The sequence below is a fragment of the Parabacteroides sp. AF19-14 genome (assembly GCF_003635485.1).
Classification (GTDB): Bacteria; Bacteroidota; Bacteroidia; order Bacteroidales; family Tannerellaceae; genus Parabacteroides; species Parabacteroides distasonis.
Window position 1 is genome coordinate 122165 of record NZ_QTMJ01000009.1, and the last position, 20064, is coordinate 142228.

At 47.6% G+C, this 20064-nt stretch carries 16 protein-coding genes; 6 read left to right on the top strand and 10 right to left on the bottom strand.

Features of this window, described 5'->3' with window-relative positions; translation table 11 throughout:
- Positions 1-78 precede the first annotated feature (78 nt).
- The 5 genes from gyrB to DWX33_RS11075 are packed head-to-tail and all read left to right on the top strand — an operon-like array spanning position 79 to position 7125.
- Positions 79-2034, top strand: a complete 1956-nt coding sequence (gene gyrB / locus DWX33_RS11055) for a DNA topoisomerase (ATP-hydrolyzing) subunit B (RefSeq protein WP_122297500.1) — start codon at positions 79-81, stop codon at positions 2032-2034.
- Entirely contained in the window at positions 2027-3811 is a 1785-nt protein-coding gene (locus DWX33_RS11060) for a gamma-glutamyl-gamma-aminobutyrate hydrolase family protein (protein WP_122380399.1), read from the top strand. Before gyrB ends, DWX33_RS11060 begins: the two co-directional genes overlap by 8 nt.
- A gap of 22 nt (positions 3812-3833) precedes the next feature.
- On the top strand, positions 3834-5684 hold the full coding sequence (locus DWX33_RS11065) for a gamma-glutamyl-gamma-aminobutyrate hydrolase family protein (RefSeq protein WP_121960644.1): 1851 nt from the start codon (positions 3834-3836) through the stop codon (positions 5682-5684).
- Between the two features lie 13 nt (positions 5685-5697).
- Entirely contained in the window at positions 5698-6687 is a 990-nt protein-coding gene (locus DWX33_RS11070) for a M28 family peptidase (RefSeq protein WP_005859373.1), read from the top strand.
- A 12-nt stretch (positions 6688-6699) separates the two neighbouring features.
- The gene (locus DWX33_RS11075; protein ID WP_008772771.1) at positions 6700-7125 is read left to right on the top strand and encodes a SufE family protein; all 426 of its coding nucleotides are present in this window, start codon (positions 6700-6702) and stop codon (positions 7123-7125) included.
- Between the two features lie 117 nt (positions 7126-7242).
- Here the strand turns inward: DWX33_RS11075 and DWX33_RS11080 are convergent, their stop codons facing one another.
- The 5 genes from DWX33_RS11080 to DWX33_RS11100 all read right to left on the bottom strand — a co-directional run bounded on the left by DWX33_RS11080 (position 7243) and on the right by DWX33_RS11100 (position 14233).
- The gene (locus DWX33_RS11080; RefSeq protein WP_122380400.1) at positions 7243-7842 is read right to left on the bottom strand and encodes a ribonuclease HII; all 600 of its coding nucleotides are present in this window, start codon (positions 7840-7842) and stop codon (positions 7243-7245) included.
- Positions 7843-7878: 36 nt separating this feature from the next.
- Complete coding sequence (locus DWX33_RS11085) at positions 7879-8277, bottom strand: VanZ family protein (RefSeq protein WP_036617675.1); 399 nt, start codon at positions 8275-8277, stop codon at positions 7879-7881.
- A 2-nt stretch (positions 8278-8279) separates the two neighbouring features.
- A complete protein-coding gene (locus DWX33_RS11090; protein WP_122380401.1) occupies positions 8280-9494 on the bottom strand; it encodes an aminotransferase class V-fold PLP-dependent enzyme in 1215 nt (404 codons plus the stop codon).
- A 131-nt stretch (positions 9495-9625) separates the two neighbouring features.
- Positions 9626-11041, bottom strand: a complete 1416-nt coding sequence (locus DWX33_RS11095) for an arylsulfatase (protein ID WP_122380402.1) — start codon at positions 11039-11041, stop codon at positions 9626-9628.
- 24 nt (positions 11042-11065) lie between these two features.
- The gene (locus tag DWX33_RS11100) at positions 11066-14233 is read right to left on the bottom strand and encodes a TIM-barrel domain-containing protein (RefSeq protein ID WP_122380403.1); all 3168 of its coding nucleotides are present in this window, start codon (positions 14231-14233) and stop codon (positions 11066-11068) included.
- 173 nt (positions 14234-14406) lie between these two features.
- Here DWX33_RS11100 and DWX33_RS11105 point away from each other — a divergent pair, with 173 nt between their 5' ends.
- The gene (locus DWX33_RS11105) at positions 14407-16254 is read left to right on the top strand and encodes a glycoside hydrolase family 13 protein (protein ID WP_122380404.1); all 1848 of its coding nucleotides are present in this window, start codon (positions 14407-14409) and stop codon (positions 16252-16254) included.
- Positions 16255-16354: 100 nt separating this feature from the next.
- Here the strand turns inward: DWX33_RS11105 and DWX33_RS11110 are convergent, their stop codons facing one another.
- The 5 genes from DWX33_RS11110 to sufC all read right to left on the bottom strand — a co-directional run bounded on the left by DWX33_RS11110 (position 16355) and on the right by sufC (position 20043).
- Positions 16355-17191, bottom strand: coding sequence for a GNAT family N-acetyltransferase (locus tag DWX33_RS11110; RefSeq protein WP_122380405.1), 837 nt, complete (start codon positions 17189-17191; stop codon positions 16355-16357).
- A gap of 23 nt (positions 17192-17214) precedes the next feature.
- A complete protein-coding gene (locus DWX33_RS11115) occupies positions 17215-17544 on the bottom strand; it encodes a type II toxin-antitoxin system RelE/ParE family toxin (protein ID WP_122380406.1) in 330 nt (109 codons plus the stop codon).
- Positions 17541-17822, bottom strand: a complete 282-nt coding sequence (locus DWX33_RS11120; protein WP_122380407.1) for a hypothetical protein — start codon at positions 17820-17822, stop codon at positions 17541-17543. Before DWX33_RS11120 ends, DWX33_RS11115 begins: the two co-directional genes overlap by 4 nt.
- Positions 17823-17942: 120 nt before the next feature.
- Positions 17943-19295, bottom strand: a complete 1353-nt coding sequence (gene sufD / locus DWX33_RS11125; protein WP_122380408.1) for a Fe-S cluster assembly protein SufD — start codon at positions 19293-19295, stop codon at positions 17943-17945.
- The gene (gene sufC / locus DWX33_RS11130; RefSeq protein WP_005859388.1) at positions 19288-20043 is read right to left on the bottom strand and encodes a Fe-S cluster assembly ATPase SufC; all 756 of its coding nucleotides are present in this window, start codon (positions 20041-20043) and stop codon (positions 19288-19290) included. Before sufC ends, sufD begins: the two co-directional genes overlap by 8 nt.
- Between the last annotated feature and the right edge of the window lie 21 nt (positions 20044-20064).

A 20064-nucleotide genomic window follows, 5' to 3' on the forward strand; every position in this document is an offset into this window, starting at 1 on the left:
ATCTCGATAAAAATCACTACATTTGTTAGATTTTTTTGAGGACATAGATAATTACAGATTTTAAAGAAAGATAAACTCATGAGTGAAGAAATTAAGAATACTTCTACAGAGTACTCCGCAGATAGTATTCAAGTACTTGAAGGGTTAGAGGCAGTACGAAAAAGGCCATCCATGTATATTGGCGATACCAGCGAGAAAGGTCTCCATCACTTAGTGTATGAGGTCGTAGATAACTCCATAGACGAAGCGCTAGCCGGATATTGTACATACATCGACGTGGTAATCAATGAGGACAACTCGATCACGGTTACCGACGACGGCCGTGGTATCCCCGTGGATATTCATGAGAAAGAAGGTAAATCAGCCTTGGAGGTAGTACTGACAGTGCTGCACGCCGGCGGTAAGTTCGACAAGGGAACCTATAAAGTATCCGGTGGTTTGCACGGTGTGGGTGTATCTTGCGTAAACGCCCTCTCTACTTATCTGAAAGCGGAAGTTCGCAGGAACGGCAAAGTACATATGCAGGAGTTCTCTTGCGGAAAGCCGTTGCACGACGTACAGGTTATCGATAATACGGATAAAACAGGTACTACGATCTCTTTCAAGCCGGACGGTTCTATCTTTACGGTCACGGAATACAAGTATGATATCTTGGCTACCCGTTTGCGTGAATTAGCGTTCTTGAACGCAGGTATTACGCTACGTCTGACAGATAAGCGAGTTCAGAAAGAAGACGGTTCTTTCAAGTCCGAGGTATTCCATTCGGATGAGGGATTGAAAGAATTTGTCCGCTATATCGACCGTTCTAAAGAGAAACTGATTCCAGACGTAATCCATATCGTTACCGAGAAGCAGGGTATCCCTGTCGAGGTGGCGTTAACTTATAATACTTCTTACAACGAGAGCGTATTCTCTTACGTAAATGATATTAACACGATAGAAGGTGGTACACACTTAGCCGGTTTCCGCCGTGGCCTGACCCGTACGTTGAAAAAGTACGCCGAGGATTCTAAATTATTGGAGAAAGCCAAGGTGGAGATTCAAGGGGATGACTTCCGTGAAGGTTTGACCGCCGTTATCTCTATCAAGGTAGCCGAACCTCAGTTCGAGGGACAGACAAAGACGAAGCTGGGTAATAGCGAGGTTACCGGTGCAGTGGATATGGCGATCGGTGAGGCGTTAGGCTATTATTTGGAAGAACATCCGAAAGAGGCGAAAATAATCGTCGACAAGGTGATCTTGGCCGCTCAAGCCCGTCATGCCGCTCGTAAGGCTCGCGAATTGGTACAACGCAAATCTCCGCTGACAGGAGGTGGGCTTCCCGGTAAATTGGCGGACTGTTCCTCTAAAGACGCGTCGATCTGCGAATTGTTCCTTGTCGAGGGAGACTCCGCAGGTGGTACGGCTAAGCAAGGACGCGACCGTAACTTCCAAGCGATCCTACCGTTGCGCGGTAAGATCTTGAACGTGGAGAAAGCGATGGATCATAAGATCTTCGAAAGCGAGGAAATCCAGAACATCTATCGTGCGATGGGTGTGACCGTCGGTACGGAGGATGACCCGAAAGCGTTGAACATGGAGAAGCTGCGTTACCACAAGGTGATTATCATGACCGATGCCGATGTGGACGGTAGCCACATCGCCACATTGATCTTGACCTTCTTCTTCCGCCGTATGCGTTCCTTGATCGAGAACGGATATGTGTATTTGGCGACTCCTCCCCTCTATTTGTGTAAGAAAGGTAAGGTTGAGGAATATTGCTGGACCGAGCAACAACGTCAGCAGTTCATCTTAAAATATGGAGGAGGCAACGAGAACTCGATCCATACACAACGATACAAAGGTTTGGGAGAAATGAACGACCATCAATTGTGGGATACGACCATGAACCCGGAAAACCGTACGTTAAAGCAAATCACGATCGACAACGCAGCCGAGGCTGACCAAATCTTCGCCATGTTGATGGGTGAAGACGTAGGCCCTCGCCGCGAGTTTATCGAGGAAAACGCTACATATGCTAACATAGATGCTTAAAATCATGAAAGTCCGTCGTCCGAATCTAGAGGCCCTATACAAAGAAGTTGATAATTATATACCGGCTAAAGAAAGCCTTCAACCTCCCCGAATAGGAATATCCGCTAACCGGAGAGACGGACTTTCCTGTATAGCCGAGACCTACGTGCAAGCCGTGCTGGACGCGGGGGGAGCCCCGGTACTTATCCCAGTGATCACGGATCTGAAAGCATTGACCGTACTGGTTTCCGAACTAGACGGATTGGTTATGAGCGGGGGTGGAGACATCAATCCGCTCTATTTGCATGAGGAGCCTATCCCGCAATTGCAAGACGTAGATACGCTACGTGACGAATACGATTTGATCTTGCTTCGCTTGGCCGCTAACCGACAAATTCCGATCATGGGTATTTGCCGAGGGCATCAGATCATGAATGTAGCGTTCGGAGGAAGTGTCTATCAAGACATCCATTCACAAGCCGATCACCCGCTATTGAAACACAGCCAGACATTGGCGCGGGAATATCCGTCGCATACGGTAACTCTCGAACCGGGAACGAACCAGCTACGCACTATTTTCAATGGAGAAAAACAAATCCTTGTCAACTCTTTCCACCATCAAGCGGTAAAAGAGGTCGCCCCCGGATTTAGGGCGACAGCGACCGCCCCGGATGGAATCAATGAGGCTATGGAACATACGGAGAAAACGATATTCGGTGTACAATGGCATCCGGAGGCCATGGCTCCGCAAGGGGATGAGGCCATGAAAGCCCTATTCGCTTACCATATCGAGAATGCCCGCCGTTTCGCGAAAGCCAAAGCGATCCATCAACAGATCGTGACGATCGATTCCCATACAGATACCCCAATGATCTTTCCCGGTGAATTTAATATCGGGGAGAAAGAAGGAGGGAAAGTGAATCTTCCTTTTATGGAAGAAGGACGTATCGACGCGACCTTTATGGTCGCCTATACCCCGCAAGGTAAACGAGATGAGGCATCCTTACAGGCAGCGACAGCGTATGCGATAGAACGGCTGAATCAAGTAAAACGCCAGCAAACCTTACATCCGGACCGGATGGCTATAGCGACTACCCCCCAAGAGATCCGGACGATTAAGGCGCAAGGGAAAAAAGCGATCTGCCTCGGCATCGAGAACGGGTACGCTTTAGGGAAGCAGATCGAAAACCTACGGATGTTCAAGGAGATGGGAGTTTCTTATATCACCTTATGCCATAATGGGGATAACGATATTTGTGATTCCGCTAGAGGAAAACAGGAATGGAAAGGACTAAGTCCTTTCGGTAAGGAAGTGGTAAAAGAGATGAACCGATTAGGAATCATGGTTGATATCTCGCATGCGGCGGAAAGTACCTTTTATCAGGTAATGGAAGTGAGCGAGACGCCAATCATAGCCTCCCACTCTTCCGCACGTGCGCTTTGCGATCATCCTCGTAACTTAACAGATGATCAGCTGAAAGCACTGGCTGCTCAAGGGGGTGTCGCCCAAATCTGCCTATACAAAGGATTCATCAATAAGGAAGAGGACAAAGCTTCTTTAAGCGACGCTATCCGCCATATCAATCATATCGTGGATTTAATCGGTATCGATCATATAGGAATCGGCTCGGATTTTGACGGAGACGGGGAACTGATCGGTTGCTCGGCTACCAACGAGTTGATTAACATTACCGTCCGACTTTTAGAAGAAGGATATACGGAAGAAGATATACGGAAAATATGGGGTGGAAACTTGCTAAGGGTTATGACCGCTATACAAGATTTCCCAAACAAATAGCAAACGAAAACAACTACATATTATGAAAAAGATCTTATACACAGCAATATGCGCCTGTAGTATCTTATGTGGAGCACAGGCACAGACACCCGGATCGGAGGTACCCAACTTAAAAAAGCTATATGAGTTGACAGACTCTTGCGATGTAAACGTGCGGGCACGATTCTCCCCATTGATCGGGATTTCCGCTAGTATCTCCAATGGTGCTTCCCGGGTGGGGGCCACCTATATCCAATCCATCGTAAAGGCAGGGGGAACTCCGGTTATCATCCCGGCTGTTACTGACGGTAAGGTACTCAGAAATATCGTATCGAATTTAGACGGGCTAGTTCTTATAGGAGGAGCGGATGTAAACCCTCTATGGTATGAGGAGGAGCCTCGGGAAAAGCTGGAGGAAGTCGATCCGGTACGCGATTTGTATGAGTTGAAACTAATCAAGATGGCTACCGACCAAAATATTCCCGTCTTAGGCATATGCCGGGGATTGCAACTGTTGAATGTAGCGTTTGGCGGTACGCTTTACCAAGACATCCCCTCACAACGTGGCGATCATTCTGTCAAGCATAGGCAAGATTTACCCAGTTCGTATGGCTCACACCGTGTCTTTGTTGATGCGAACTCACAGCTAGCCACTATTCTAGGGAAAGATACCTTAGCCGTAAACTCTCTTCATCATCAAGCGATCAAGGAGTTGGCGCCTATCTTCAAGGCTACCGCTTATGCGCCCGACAGTATTATCGAGGCTATCGACGCTTATCCGAATCGATCCATCATGGGAGTTCAATGGCATCCGGAAGCATTGACTTACGGAGGCGACACTACGATGTTAAAGATATTCCACCATCTGATAGGAAAGGCCGAGACTTTCCACCAAGCCAAAGAGATGCACAAGCATTTCCTTTCCGTAGATACACATACCGATACTCCTTTCTGGTTTAAACGTGCCGGATTCAGCATCGCCGACCGGGAACGTAACCGGGTAAACATCCCTAAGATGCAAGAAGGGAAACTAGACGGGGTGTTCCTTGCGGCCTTCATCGGACAAGGTAAACGTGATGAGGCCTCTTTACAAGAAGCCGTACAAAAAGTAACAGGCTTGATCGAAGGTATTCGCAAGCAAGCTGAATTGAATAAGGATTTATGTGGCATCGCCGTTACGAACCAAGACTTCATCCGCTTGAAGAATGAAGGGAAAAAAGCGTTCTTTATCGGTATAGAGAATGGATACGGCATTGGTAAGGATCTGGCGAATATCGCTAAGTTCAAGGCGATGGGTGTCAATTATATCACGCTCTGCCACTCCTACGATAACGATATTTGCGACTCATCCACCCATACCAAGAAAGAATGGGACGGTTTAAGTCCGTTTGGCGAAGAGGTCGTGAAAGAGATGAATCGCCAAGGTATCATGGTGGATATGTCTCATGCCTCTGAGAAGTCATTTTGGGATGTTATCAAATTGTCCAAGGCCCCGATCATCTGCTCGCATTCCTCATCCATGGCGATGTGCAAGCACGACCGTAACCTGACCGACGAACAACTAAAGGCCCTTGCCCAAAATGGAGGCGTAGCGCAAGTTTGCTTGCTCGACCGCTATATCAATGAGGATTATAAAAACGCGAGCCTTACCGACGCGATCGAACATATCGATCATATGGTGAAAGTCGCCGGTATCGATCATGTAGGTATCGGCTCTGATTTTGATGGCGGTGGCGGAATTATCGGTTGCGAAAGTGACAACGATTTCATACAGATCACTGTTAAATTAATAGAGAAAGGATATACAGAGGAAGATATCGCCAAGATATGGGGTGGAAACTTGATGCGTGTATTAGACGAGGTTCAAGCGACTGCCTCCGTAAAAACATTATAAACAAAACAGATTTATGATCAGATTATTTTTTGCGTTATTGAGTTTTGCTCTTTTATCATGTGGAGCCAAAGGAACCAAAGAGACAGGTAATATGCCGGAGATCAAAAAACAACCGATCGCCTCAGCTGTTCCCGATTTCAACGCAGACAGCGCTTACGCCTATGTAGCGAACCAAGTCGCTTTTGGTCCCCGTGTACCTAACACGGCGGCTCATAAAGCATGCGGGGATTACTTAGCATCTGAATTGAAGCGCTTTGGCGCCAAAGTCTACCAACAGGAAGCGATACTGACCGCCTACGACGGAACGAAGCTGGAAGCGAGAAACATCATAGGCTCGTTTGATCCGGAGAATAGTAAACGTGTTTTACTATTCGCGCATTGGGACAGCCGTCCCTATTCGGACCACGATCCCGATCCTTCCAAGCACCGGACCCCATTGGACGGGGCGGACGATGGCGGTAGCGGCGTAGGTGCCTTATTGGAGATCGCCCGTCAAATCGGGCAAAAAGCCCCGGGTATCGGCATCGATATTATTTTCTTCGACGCGGAGGATTATGGTACGCCGGAATTCGTAACCGATTATACACCGGATAGCTGGTGCCTAGGTACCCAGTTCTGGGCAAAAAATCCGCATGTCCCTAATTATACGGCGGAATACGGAATCTTATTGGATATGGTGGGCGGCAAGAACGCCACGTTTTTCAAGGAGCAACAATCCTTACGTGCGGCAGCCCCGATCGTCGAGATGGTATGGAGCGCGGCCCGCGATCTGGGATATGGCAAATATTTCATTAACGCCGCAGGTGGAGCCATCACAGACGATCACCAATATGTGATTAGCGGACGTAATATCCCGAGTATCGACATCATTAACTACGACCCTGAGTCTAAAACAGGTTTCGCCAGTTATTGGCATACTCAAAAAGATAATATGGAGAATATAGACCGTGAGACTCTAAAAGCTGCCGGTCAAACCGTACTGGAAGTAATATACAATCGATAAAATACTGATAAAATGACAATCAATGAACTTCAAGACAATGTAATCGAAGAATTCTCAGTCTTCGACGATTGGATGGACAAATATGCGTTATTAATAGATCTGGGAAATTCACTTCCCCCGCTTGATGAGAAATATAAAACGGAAAGTAACTTGATCGAGGGTTGCCAAAGCCGGGTTTGGTTCCAAGCGGATTATGTGGATGGAAAGATTATTTTCCAAGGAGAAAGCGACGCCGTGATCGTAAAAGGTATCGTATCCCTTTTGATCAATATCCTATCCGGCCATACCCCGCAGGAGATACTGGATGCCGATCTTTACTTTATCGACAAGGTAGGATTAAAAGAGCATTTATCCCCTACTCGTTCCAACGGGTTGGTAGCGATGGTGAAGCAAATGCGTCTATACGCGATGGCTTACCGAGCAAAGGAACAACAATAAAAACAGGTATTTTCACACGTATATAGGCACGAGCCGATACGTATATACGTGTAAGCCTACACCGATATAGGCATAGCCTCATACGTATATACGCATAAGGTTATGCCTATATACGTATTAAAAACCGAGTGTAAGCTGCTCCGGTAAGAGCGTAAAAGTCTTGCGATGATAGGGCGTGATCCCACAGGTACGAATCGCTTCCCTGTGGACCTTGGTAGGATAACCTTTATTGTCCAGCCAATGATAAGCGGGGTATTCCAAGGCCAATTCATTCATATAATCATCCCGATAGGTTTTAGCCAATATAGAGGCGGCGGCGATACTTAGGTATTTGCCGTCGCCTTTTACTACGGTCGTATGCGGAATATCGGGATAAGGGGTAAAACGGTTTCCATCGATCAATAAATGTTCCGGCCGTACTTTCAATTGCTCGATCGCACGATGCATAGCCAAGAAAGAAGCCTTTAAGATATTAATCTTATCGATCTCTTCCGGACTGACGATGCCTACCGCCCAAGCGATCGCCTCACGTTCGATGACAGGACGAAGCTTATACCGTTTCTTCTCGCTTAATTGCTTGCTATCGTTTAAATCCTCATTCTTAAAATCTTCCGGAAGAATCACGGCGGCGGCGAATACCGCACCCGCCAAGCAGCCTCTTCCCGCCTCATCACAACCGGCCTCTATACGCCCGGTTTCCATATAGGGTAATAACATATCCCAGTTTATTATTTATCGTATATATAGCTTACATTATTTTTGCTCCTTCACAATCCAAGGGCGAAGCACGAACCAAGCGAATGCCGTAGCGGCGATCACCCCGCAAGTATTCGCCAAGAAATCAAACCAATCCCCACCCCGGTACGTCGTACAATATTCTTGCAATATCTCAATAATCCCACTCATAACGATCGGGCATAAAACCGCCCCGATCCAAGCATGCCATAATACCGTCTCATACTTCCGGTGATTCCGCAAGAACTCCAGCCATAGCATACCCGACATCCCCCCATACATACAGAAATGAACCACCTTGTCCACACCCGGGAATAAAGGGATATCATCCATCCTCGGCGGCTTAAAGAACGACAAGTAAATAACGATCAATATAATCGCCAGTGAAAACGGATATTTCTTAATATAATACATCATACTCAAAACATCTTCCGAACTCGTTCCACACCTGCGATGAACGTATCGATCTCCTCTTTCGTATTATAAAAAGAAAAAGACGCCCGCACCGTACCTTCGATCCCTAAGGCATGCATCAAAGGCTGGGCACAATGATGCCCTGTACGAACCGCTATTCCCAAACGATCCAGCAACATCCCCATATCGTAATGATGGATATTACCCACCAAAAAAGAAAGCACCGCTCCTTTATGATCCGCTTGTCCGAAAATACGCATCCCTTCGATCGTATTTAATCCAGCGGTCGCATACCGCAAAAGCTCATCCTCATAAGCAGCTATATTCTCTATACCGATCCGGTCTACATACCGCAAGGCTTCCGCCAACGCCGTGCTACCAATATAATCCGGAGTTCCCGCCTCAAACTTAAAGGGAAGCTCATTAAAAGTTGTCTTCTCGAACGAGACCGTAGCGATCATCTCGCCTCCTCCCTGATACGGAGGAAGTTTATCCAACCACTCCTCTTTGCCATACAAGACCCCGATACCCGTCGGTCCGTAAATCTTATGACCAGAGAAAACATAGAACTCCGCATCCAAGTCCTGCACATCCACCTTCATATGCGGAACGGCTTGAGCCCCGTCTACCAACACCGGCATGCCTTGTTCATGAGCGATCTCGATCATCGCCTTTACCGGATTTACCGTACCCAAGACGTTAGACACATGAGTCACGGAAACCAGACGAGTCTTATCCGAGAATAATTTACGATACTCATCCAGATTCAACTCCCCTTTCTCATTCATCGGGATCACCTTCAACGTAATACCTTTCCGGGCCGCTTGTATCTGCCAAGGAACGATATTGGAATGATGCTCCATCACGGACACGATCACCTCATCCCCTGCCGACATACATTCATCCGTAAAGCTGGAAGCGATCAGATTGATGGATTCCGTAGTTCCCCGGGTAAAAATAATCTCATTCGAGGAACGGGCATTCAAGAAATGCTGTACCGTTTTGCGAGCCTCCTCATGCGCCTCTGTCGCCGCTTGGCTCAAGAAATGTACGCCTCGGTGGATATTGGCGTTTACGTTATAATATCCATTCTCTATCTTTTCTACCACTTGACGAGGTTTCTGGGTAGTAGCGCCATTATCAAAATATATCAGCGGTTTATCGTATATCTTATGATCCAAGATCGGAAAGTCTTTTCGGATCGCTTGAACGTCTAACATAGTCTTACTTCTTTTTGTCTTACAATTACGAGAGCCAAAGATACAAAAAAAAGGCTTTCTCCCTGAAAGAAAGCCTTTTTTATCATTACCTAACAGATATTACGCTTACACTTTATCCTCTACTCGCACGCCTACTTTTCTCTTCCAAAGTCAAAGTACGGAGACTCTGTACGGGCGTTATCCATTAAGGATGCTAGTTCTTTTACCTTATCGGGATACTTCTCCGCTAGATTCGTATCCTCATGTATATCATTACTTAAATCATACAGTTCCAATATAGTCTCACCCACGATCGGTTGCCGGATTAGTTTCCATTTACCGGAGCGTAATGCTTCCCGGCCATTCAATTCGTGAAATTCCCAATATAAATAATCATGGGCCTGTTGATTTTTCTTTGATAACAAGGTTGGTAAGAAAGAGATTCCATCCGTCTGCTCGGGCAAAACCGTACCTGTAAGCTCTGCCAACGTAGGCATGACATCCCAGAATGCGCTTATATGATCCGATTGAGCTCCGGCCTTGATCGTACCCGGGCACCATGCCACCATAGGTATACGGATACCTCCTTCATATACATCCCGTTTGATCCCCCTGAAAGGTCCGTAGCTCTTGAAAAAATCGGGATCAGCTCCACCTTCATGATGTGGGCCGTTATCACTGGTAAAAATCACGATGGTATTCTTATCCAAACCCAACTCTTTCAATTCAGCCATTACATCCCCCACGTATTTATCCAACCGGGAGACCATGGCGGCAAAGGAAGCTTTCGGTTTCTCGGAAGTGTTATAGCCGCCGTTCACCTTATCGAACTTACCGATATAAGGAGTCTCCTCGAATGAGTTCTCGTACATCTGATAAATGGAGTCATGCGGAAGATTCAATTCCGCATGAGGCAACGTATAGGTAAGCATCGCGAAGAACGGTTGCTCTTTATGATCCCGGATGAACTTCAATGCTTGCTCATGAATCAAATCTTGCGAATATGTTTTGCAAGCATTGTTCTCGTTTTCAGGAAAAAGAACCTTCTCCTCATTATGCCATAAATGATCCGGATAGAAGGAATGCGACTGCCGTTGGCAATTATATCCATAAAACTCATCGAAACCCATCTTATTAGGAATGGAGACAGAGCCCGGATTTCCCAACCCCCATTTACCAAAGATACCGGTCGTATAACCGGCCGATTTCATTAATTTACCCAACGTATAGGTATCCTCCCGCATCGGCTGTTGGCCTTCGGGCGTGATCTCCCGGTTTCCCCGGACTTGCGTATGTCCCGTATGCAATCCGGTCATCAAGGAGCAACGGGAAGGGGCACTCACCGTACATCCGGCATAATGCTGCGTAAACAACATTCCCTCCTTCGCCATCCGGTCTATATTGGGAGTCTTGATAATCTGTTGGCCATAACAGCCAACATCTCCATAGCCTAAATCATCGGCCAAGATATACACAACATTCATAGGACGCTCCGGAGCTTTTTCGCAACCGGACATTCCGATAAGCAGCAATGTCCCGGATATACATAAAGTCAATTGTGTTTTCATATATCTTTAAAATAAATAGAAGTGTTAGAAACCAATTACAATCTTCTGATCCTGATTCGTAGACAAACGGTTCGTCCGTACCTTAACCCTTCCCATACGATCCGAGGCATCGAAGTACCAGCCTTCTTGTCCGGCATTGAGCGCTTCGGGGGAGATGGCAGATAGCGGCTTCCCGGCTACGGTTACGTTTGACGGGCTGGACTCCGAGCGGACATCCAATAGGTAAGTACGCTCTTGGTAACGTCCTTTATAATCTCCTTTCGCTTTCGCAATATCCACGGTGATCGTGCCTTTCTCACCTTTTGGGGAGGAAACAGAGATTAAGGTACGGGCAAACTCGCCTTTCTTATAATCACGGGTGAGACCGTCATCCTCATATAAATTGAAAGAGGTGTTTCCGTAGGGATATAAGTCCAAGGTCAAGACATCCGCAGGTTTCTCGCCTACATAATTCATATCCGGATACATCGGGATAATGGCACCTTGACGGATAAATACCGGGCAAATATCCAGTTTAGCCTCATATTTATCCAACCACTTGCCACCCTCGTATTTCTTTCCGGTCCAATAGTCGTACCATTCTCCGGCAGGGAAGTAAATACTATCACGTACGTTCTTACGGGTATATACAGGAGCAACCATCATCCACTCGCCACTCATAAATTGATATTGGGTGGTCGTATCACGAGTAACCACGTCATCCGGGAATTCCAGTACCATCGCACGAGCCATCGGTACACCGGTCGTATGCGCCTCATGGCAATAGGTATAGGCGTACGGGTTCAGACGCATCTTCAGCTTTAAGAATTTACGGTTGATATCCGTGTACGGATGCCCATATACCCAAGGCTGACGGTCGGCATCCGCCCAGCCGCTCATGGTCATAAAGATCGGGGTGAAAACCTTCCATTGCAAGTCGCGGGTATAGGTTTTCGGGGAACCGCCGAAGATACCGTCCACATCGCTGGTAGCGGCGTTCATGGCGGAAAGGCCGGCACCCGTGATCGTCGGGATATGGTAACGGATATAATCCCAGTTGCTCACTTGATCACCGCTCCATACCGTAGAATACCGCTGGGTTCCGGCCCAACCGCAAACAGCCCATACGAAGCCCCGTTCGTTCGTATTGTTCTCGATACCCTCGAATGCGGATTTACAGCCGTTCAAGGCAAACTCATAGCCTTCTCCAACCCAAGCCACATCCAATTTACACAGGCGGGTACCACATTTACCAACCTCGTAGGCAATCTTATCCACACCATTCTCTGTCCATAAGCCCGTATGGAAGCCTCGTTTACCTAATTCCGTCACAACAGAATCCAATTTCACATAGCCGCAACCATAGCCATCGTTCGGCAAGATCCAGCCACGGGGCATATCATATTCCACATATTTATCAGCAACTTGGCTGATTACGTCCGGGGTGGATTGAGGCCATCCGGTGCGCTGTTCCCCTTTGTTATAGCAGTCAGCGTCTCCCATCGTAAGCATCCACATCGCCGGCATAAAAGGTTTTCCGGTGATATCCGTATAGTCGTTCAATAGGTCTTTCAAGGAAGGGCCGTAGAAGTAGAACGCGTCAAAGCGATTCTCGTTATGCGTCAACTGACTGGTGAAGCCCATCAGCTTAAAGCCATCATCATAGCTCTTGCCCAGCATCTCCGTGCCGTTGAAGGCATAATGTCCCGGGGCAAACGTATTGCGGAATACGCCATATCCTTTCGTGGACATATAGAAGGGAGCCGGGTTAGAGGATTGATCTTCATCCCAACCGGTCACCTCGATATCCGCTTCCTTCCCAGCGTATGAGAAATTACCTTGTTGCATACCGCAACCGTAGAAATCCTCATCACCGCTACGGCGCATCGTTTGGGTCGTTTTTAGTCCGAAGGCAAGTGGTTCGGCCTCCTCGTAGATCACGGCACGGTTATTCTTGTCATACATGGCGAAACGAATAGGGTTCTTATAGACACGTACGACACATTGGGGAGTCGTGAACTTATAATAGCTGCCGTTGTCGGCCATGGAGACTCTCGGGTTCTTTACCGCATAATCCACAACGATCGAGTTTGCCGCCGGATTGGTATATTCCCCATCCGGTGCCAACCAGATACGGAAGATATCATCCCGGTAAAACATCAACTTAACCTTAGCGTACCCGGAGACGAACTCATATTCCGTGTTGCTGATCTTATTGAACTTCGTCAACTTACCCAAGTTCATACGGGCGGCGAACAGGTTCGCTTTTAATACGTTGTTTGACGAACGCTCATCCTTCGGGTATTGGATAGCGAACTCTATTTTATAGGAGCCCATCTGGGTTAGGTCGGTAGCGGGGAAAGCTACCTCATATTCCTCTTGTTTAGCGATCGGATGCCCGGAGGCGGTTACCGTGGCGGTTAGTTTCTGACCGTTGTTCAAGGAGGCGGTTACCGTGAAATCCTCGTCTACGGGCTGGGAACCAACGTTCTTCAGCTTCACTTTCAACACGTCTTCCTTCGTGAACGTATTCCCGGTTTCTTGGTGTGAGGTCACTTTCTCCAAAGCCAAATCATGCGCAAAAGGCTCTGTCAGCTCAATATCATCGACCATCCAATACCAAGAGAAGATATCCCGCCAGAAGAAACGCAAGTAGACAGTTTTCTGGTTCGCGGCTACCTCGCTGATGTTAATCTCCTCATTCACCGGGGCATGAAGCTGGGTAGCGGCGGGGATCTTATCCATCACGTTATACTCTTTCCAATTCAACCCGTCGTTGCTGACGCCAACCCAAAGGCCGGCACGTTTTCCGGTGAACCAATTATTCCAACGAAACAAGTGCTGGAATTTCAATACCACATCGTTCTTTCCCGCACAATCGATAGCGCTGGTCTGGAAATAGCCGTTCGGGTATTCCTCCCGTTGATTCCACTTCGTGATCTCCTCCCCGGTGACTACGCCCGGCCGGAATTGCATATGATAGCCACGACTCGTAGAGGCGATGGGAGGCGCTTGTTGCTCAAACTGGAAAGAACCGGGATAAGGCTGATCGGTTACAATCCATTCACACTTTGCCGATTTCGTCGAATCGACAATCATCCAGCCGTCGGGTAATTTCCCGGCGGAGAAATCTTCTTTCCAAAAACTTTGTTGTGCGGACAGGGAGGAAACGCAACCTGTCAGAAGCATGGATACAATTAGACTTTTTATCATTTGAATTAGTTGATTAGATTTAGGCAGTAAAGATAGTCTTAATTTACGAGGGTTCGCAAACGTTCGCGTGATTTTTATTCTCTTTTCGCTGGGCGGAAACGTGTTATTATCAATGGAATCCTTCTATCTTCGCGTATGTACAACCTTGTCATATAAATCAATAAACATATATCATGAACAGACATTTATTCTTGAGCCTTTTACTGGCCCTTTTCGCTTCCAGTACGCTTTCAGCCGATAACCTTAAAATCGAGCCGGCCTTCTGGTGGAGCGGTATGAAGAACCCGGAACTCCAGCTGATGGTGTATGGTAAGGATATCGCCGGATATCTCCCTAGCGTGAAATATCCCGGCGTACAGTTGAAAAGCTCGGTAGCGTTGGAAAGCCCGAATTACCTATTGATCTATCTGGACGTGGAAAAGGCCAAGCCCGGCAGGTTTGATATCACGTTCACGAAGGACAAAAAGAGTTTCAATTACTCGTATGAGTTGAAGGCCCGTAAACCGAACGCCGATCGGATCAAGGGGTTTGACTCTTCCGACGTGCTTTATCTCATCATGCCGGATCGTTTCGCGAACGGAGATCCCTCGAACGATCAAATCCCGATGCGTACCGCTTATAAGGTAGACCGTAACAGCCCGAACGCCCGTCACGGAGGCGACTTGGCCGGTATCGAACAGCATTTGGATTATATCGAGGATCTGGGCGTTACCGCTATCTGGCTGAACCCAGTATTGGAGAATGACATGGAGGGAGGCTCTTATCACGGATATGCCACGACGGATTATTATCGGGTAGACCCACGCTTCGGCACGAACGAGGACTACGTCCGCTTGATCGAGAAGACGCACGAGCGGGGCATGCGTGTCGTAATGGATATGATCTTCAACCATTGTGGAAGCGATCATCCTTGGATGAAAGATATCCCTAGCCACGACTGGTTTAATAATCTCGATAACTACGTGCAGACCAACCACGATAAAGAGGCTTATTTCGATCCTTACGTCTCGGATTATGATAAGGAGACGATGCTGAACGGCTGGTTTGTCCCGAGCATGCCGGACTTGAACCAAAAGAACCCACATGTAGCCAAATACCTTATCCAGAACTCTATCTGGTGGATCGAGTATTGCGGCGTGGATGGTATCCGTCAAGATACGTATCCGTATGCCGACGTGGACATGATGCGGAATTGGTGTACGGAGGTCATGAACGAGTATCCGGAGTATAACATCGTAGGCGAGGCGTGGATGAACTACACGATCGGTTCCGCTTATTGGCAGAAAGGCAGCCGGTTGAACTTCGGACAGGATACCGAGCTGAAATCGGTAATGGATTTCCGCTTGATGGGTATCGCGAGTAAGGCGTTCCATGAGGAGACTGGGTATTCCGGAGGCTTGCACACGATCTTCGAGCATATGTGTTATGATTATGTATATCCCGATATCTATAACGTATTGCGTTTCTTGGAGAACCATGATACGGATCGTTTTCTTCCCTCCATGCCCGAGTCTGTCGATGATTTGTACGCGTTCAAGCAAGGGGTGACATTCTTGTTGACGATCCCCGGTATTCCCCAGCTCTATTACGGGCAGGAGTTGCTGATGAATGGCACCAAGGAGAAGGGAGACGGATATATCCGCTTGGATGTTCCCGGTGGTTGGCCCGGCGACAAGGTGAATCAATTCGAGGCATCCGGTCGCAGCGAGGTGCAAAATGACGCATGGAATTTCCTCCGGACTTTATTGAAATGGCGCAAGGGCAACGATATCATCGCTAAGGGCAAGATGAAACATTTCATGGTGAACCAAGGTGTCTACGTGTACGAGCGCAGTCTGGATGGCCGGAGCGTATTGGTCTTGATGAATGGCAGCGACAAGGAGGTGAACCTCCCGTTGGCCCGCTATGCGGAAGTATTGCGAGGTAAAACCTCCGGAAAAGAGATATTAACCGGAAAGGAGATTCCATTGGGAGACGAATTATCCTTGGCACCGAAAGGGATCTTCGTACTGGAAATGTGATGCCATTAGCCCCGATGATTTTTCATTCGAGGACCTATTCATAGATTACTAATAATTAAATCGGGAGGCCTTAAACCTCCCGATTTTCTTTTCATATATACTATTTTAATCGCTTTTCAAGAATCAATTGATGCCTGCATTGAATGCCGTTCTCCCAGATAGGCTCGGCATAGTTCCGTACGAAATAATCGCGATCTACGGCTACCAAGTCGAAGCCTTCCTGTTGATAAAGCATCATCGGGCCGGCGGCTGAGGTTCCGGTACAAATACGCAAAAGCTCGACATCTTGAGCCGGAGCCCATTTATTAGATACATGCCGTAATAGTTTCCGGGCGATTCCTCGCCGACGGAAGATATCCGCCACGGCAAGGTTCATGATCTCCGCCTTGCCACCCTCCTCCTTGCGAACCACGATCACGCCGGCAACGGAATTTCGTACCGTAGCGATAAAGCAATCCGAATCCTTTAGGTAAGCCTCTACTTTCTCCCGATCCGGATCGGCTTCCAGCAGTAACTCATAAGGAGGAAATAAAGCTACTTGTATCTCCGGCTCCCCGCCCACGACGATCTCTACTATATTTCCGTCAGGATCTCGGATTACCCCCTCATAGTAACCATCCCCGGAAGTGCGGGTCTCACCGGCGATCGTGTATCCATCCATCCGGAAACGTTCGATCATTTGATCCACTTGCTCCTTCGTATCCGCATGAAAAGCCAGATGAGCCAAGCCGATATGATCCTTGTCGTAAGCCTCAGTAATATCTTGCCGTTGCATGATCTCCAAAGCGGGGCCACTCTCGAAAGAGACGAAATAAGAGGCGAACCCTTTCTTTGGATTCACATATTTCTCATTACTCTTACCGTTGAAATACTTTACATAGAAATCCCGTAAACGTTCCAGATGATTCGTCCATAGGGCGATGTGTGTTAATTGCATAAGTTGGTGGTTTTAGAAAGTTATTACTTTTTTTTTCGCTGTATCCGATGCGTCAAAGTTAGAGGATCACGACGTGTATCCCATAAAGAGACAATATATAGTTGCTGCTTTTTCTCATCTACATAATAAATCAGTTGATAGTGCTCATGAACGACTAGGCTGCGGAGTTGACGACGAGGGGTGTCCAACCCGGGGATTCGTTGCCCCATGTAGGGATTTAATAAGATCAAAGAAACTTGATGGTCTATCAAATCCACAAATTTCTCAGCGACTCGTTTTCCAAAAGTACGAGTACAATACGTTACAGCACGAGTCAGCTCTCCTCGTGCTTTTTGTTGCCATGTATGATTCATAATGAGGCGATTAATTCTCTCATCTCTCTCATCACCTCCTCATGCGGGACAACCACCAAGGTCCCGGCATCAAGTTCAGCCTCGAACTCGGCGATATCCTGTTTCACCTCCTCCAAGGTACTGGGTACACCGGGAATCGGTTCGAAACGTTTCGCCTCCACGCTCTTGATCGCACGGTTAAAGGCACGCTTTACCTTATCTAGTACCTCCAGACTATCGGTTTCCATGATATCGCGAATCAACTCCATCCTCCGGGAGTCTAGTTCCATCGTTGTCATACTATATTCCTTTCTTCTTTGTGATTAGTCACTGCCAAAGATATAAAAAAATCAGACATGGTTCCCTACATGATCGTCGGGATAATCCATGTCTGATTACTGTTTTCTTCTTATTCGCGATTATTTACAAATCCGGCAACCGGCGCATTTAGCCAGTTCACCGCGGAAACGTTTCTCTACCAGTTTATGCAAACGGTCTTTCAACGCCTCCAAGCGTACATGGTCGATCACGTCGGAAGTGAAAGCCACGCTCAATAACATACGGGCCTCGTCACGCGGGATACCGCGGCTTTGCATATAGAACAAAGCGTTCTCATCTAACTGACCGGTCGTCATACCGTGCGAGCATTTTACGTCGTCCGCGTAAATCTCCAGTTGCGGCTTGCTGTACATACGGGCCTCACGGGTAGCGCACAGATTACGGTTCGTCTGGTAAGCGGCGGTCTTCTGGGCATCCTCTTTCACCAAGATACGTCCGCTGAAGACACCTACGGCATGATCATTCAGTACGTTCTTGAACAACTCGTTGCTGGTACAATTCGGAACCGCATGGGTAATATGGCTATAGGTATCCATCTGTTGCCCCTTGTCCAGAACGGACATACCGCATAAGGTAGACTCGGCATACTCGCCATTCAGTTCCACGTAATAATTGTTGCGAGTCAAGCCATTCGTCAACGTAATGCCGTTTACCAAGACATTGGTCGAGGCCGCCTGCTTTACGTGTACGGAAGAGAAACGGGTCGTAGACTCGCTGCTTTCTTCCAAATCATAATAATCAAAGCGAGCACCTTCCTCCGCGAAAATCTCAACCACTTGAGTCGCCAAGAATTTCACGTCATCGATACTATGATCGCAAACCAATAGCTTCGCCTCCGAATGAGGTTCCATAATCACCAGAACACGACGGTTCGCCATCGTATCCACATCATTACGAAATATATTCACTAATTGGATAGGACGCTCAACCACGACATTTTTCGGTACATACACCACGAAACCATCTTGGGCTAACATCGTATTCAACGCAATAATACCATCCTTGCTACTCGGCGCCGCCTTTCCGTAATACTTGGAAGCGATCTCCGGATATTGCTCCGTAAAAGCCTTCAACCCTCCAGCATACACGCCTTCCGGCAAATGCGCTTTTGGCAATTCCTTATCGTAAAACGTATCGTTCACGACAAAGTATAACGATGTGCTCAGGTTCGGCACGTCACAACGGAACACGTCATAAGGATTCACCGGGATAGCGACCCGGTTGATATTCAAACCGTAATCCGGAGCGAACGCTTGGGCTACATCCGTATATTTATAATCCTCGCTTCTCGTGGAGGGGAATCCGAGTCGCTCAAAGTTCGCCAAGGCATCAGCCCTAAGGGCATTCATCACCGGCGTACTATGACGACATACCAGATCCTCACATTGGGCGAAAAGATCGATATATTGTTGCTCGGCCTTCATATTACTCATCTCCCATCTCTTTCTTGATCCAGTCGTAACCTTTCTCTTCCAGTTCCAAGGCCAATTCCGGACCGGCGGTCTTCACGATACGGCCTTTGTAAAGCACATGAACCACATCCGGCTTGATGTAATCCAGCAGACGCTGATAGTGCGTGATTACGATAGCGGCATTCTCCGGAGTCCTCAACTGGTTCACGCCATGCGCTACGATACGCAAGGCATCGATATCCAAACCACTATCCGTCTCATCCAAGATCGCCAATTTCGGCTCCAGCATCGCCATCTGGAAGATCTCGTTCCGCTTTTTCTCTCCACCAGAGAAACCTTCGTTCACGCTACGGCTGGCCAGTTTATTATCCAGCTCGACGATCGCACGCTTCTCACGCATCAATTTCAAGAAGTCCGTAGCCGAAACCGGTTCCAGACCGTTATATTTACGGTGCTCGTTCAACGCCGCACGCATAAAGTTCACCATACTAACTCCCGGGATCTCGACCGGATATTGGAAGCTCAAGAAAATACCCTCACGGCTACGATCCTCGGGAGAAAGATCCAGCAGATTCTTACCGTTGAAGATAACCTCTCCTTCCGTTACCTCAAAAGCGGGATTACCTACCAATACACTACTTAACGTACTTTTTCCGGAACCGTTCGGTCCCATGATAGCATGTACCTCACCCGCTTTCACCGACAGGTTGATACCTTTCAATATCTCTTTGCCATTTACGTTGGCATGTAAATTCTTAACCTCTAACATCTTTTCTAATTGAAAATTGAA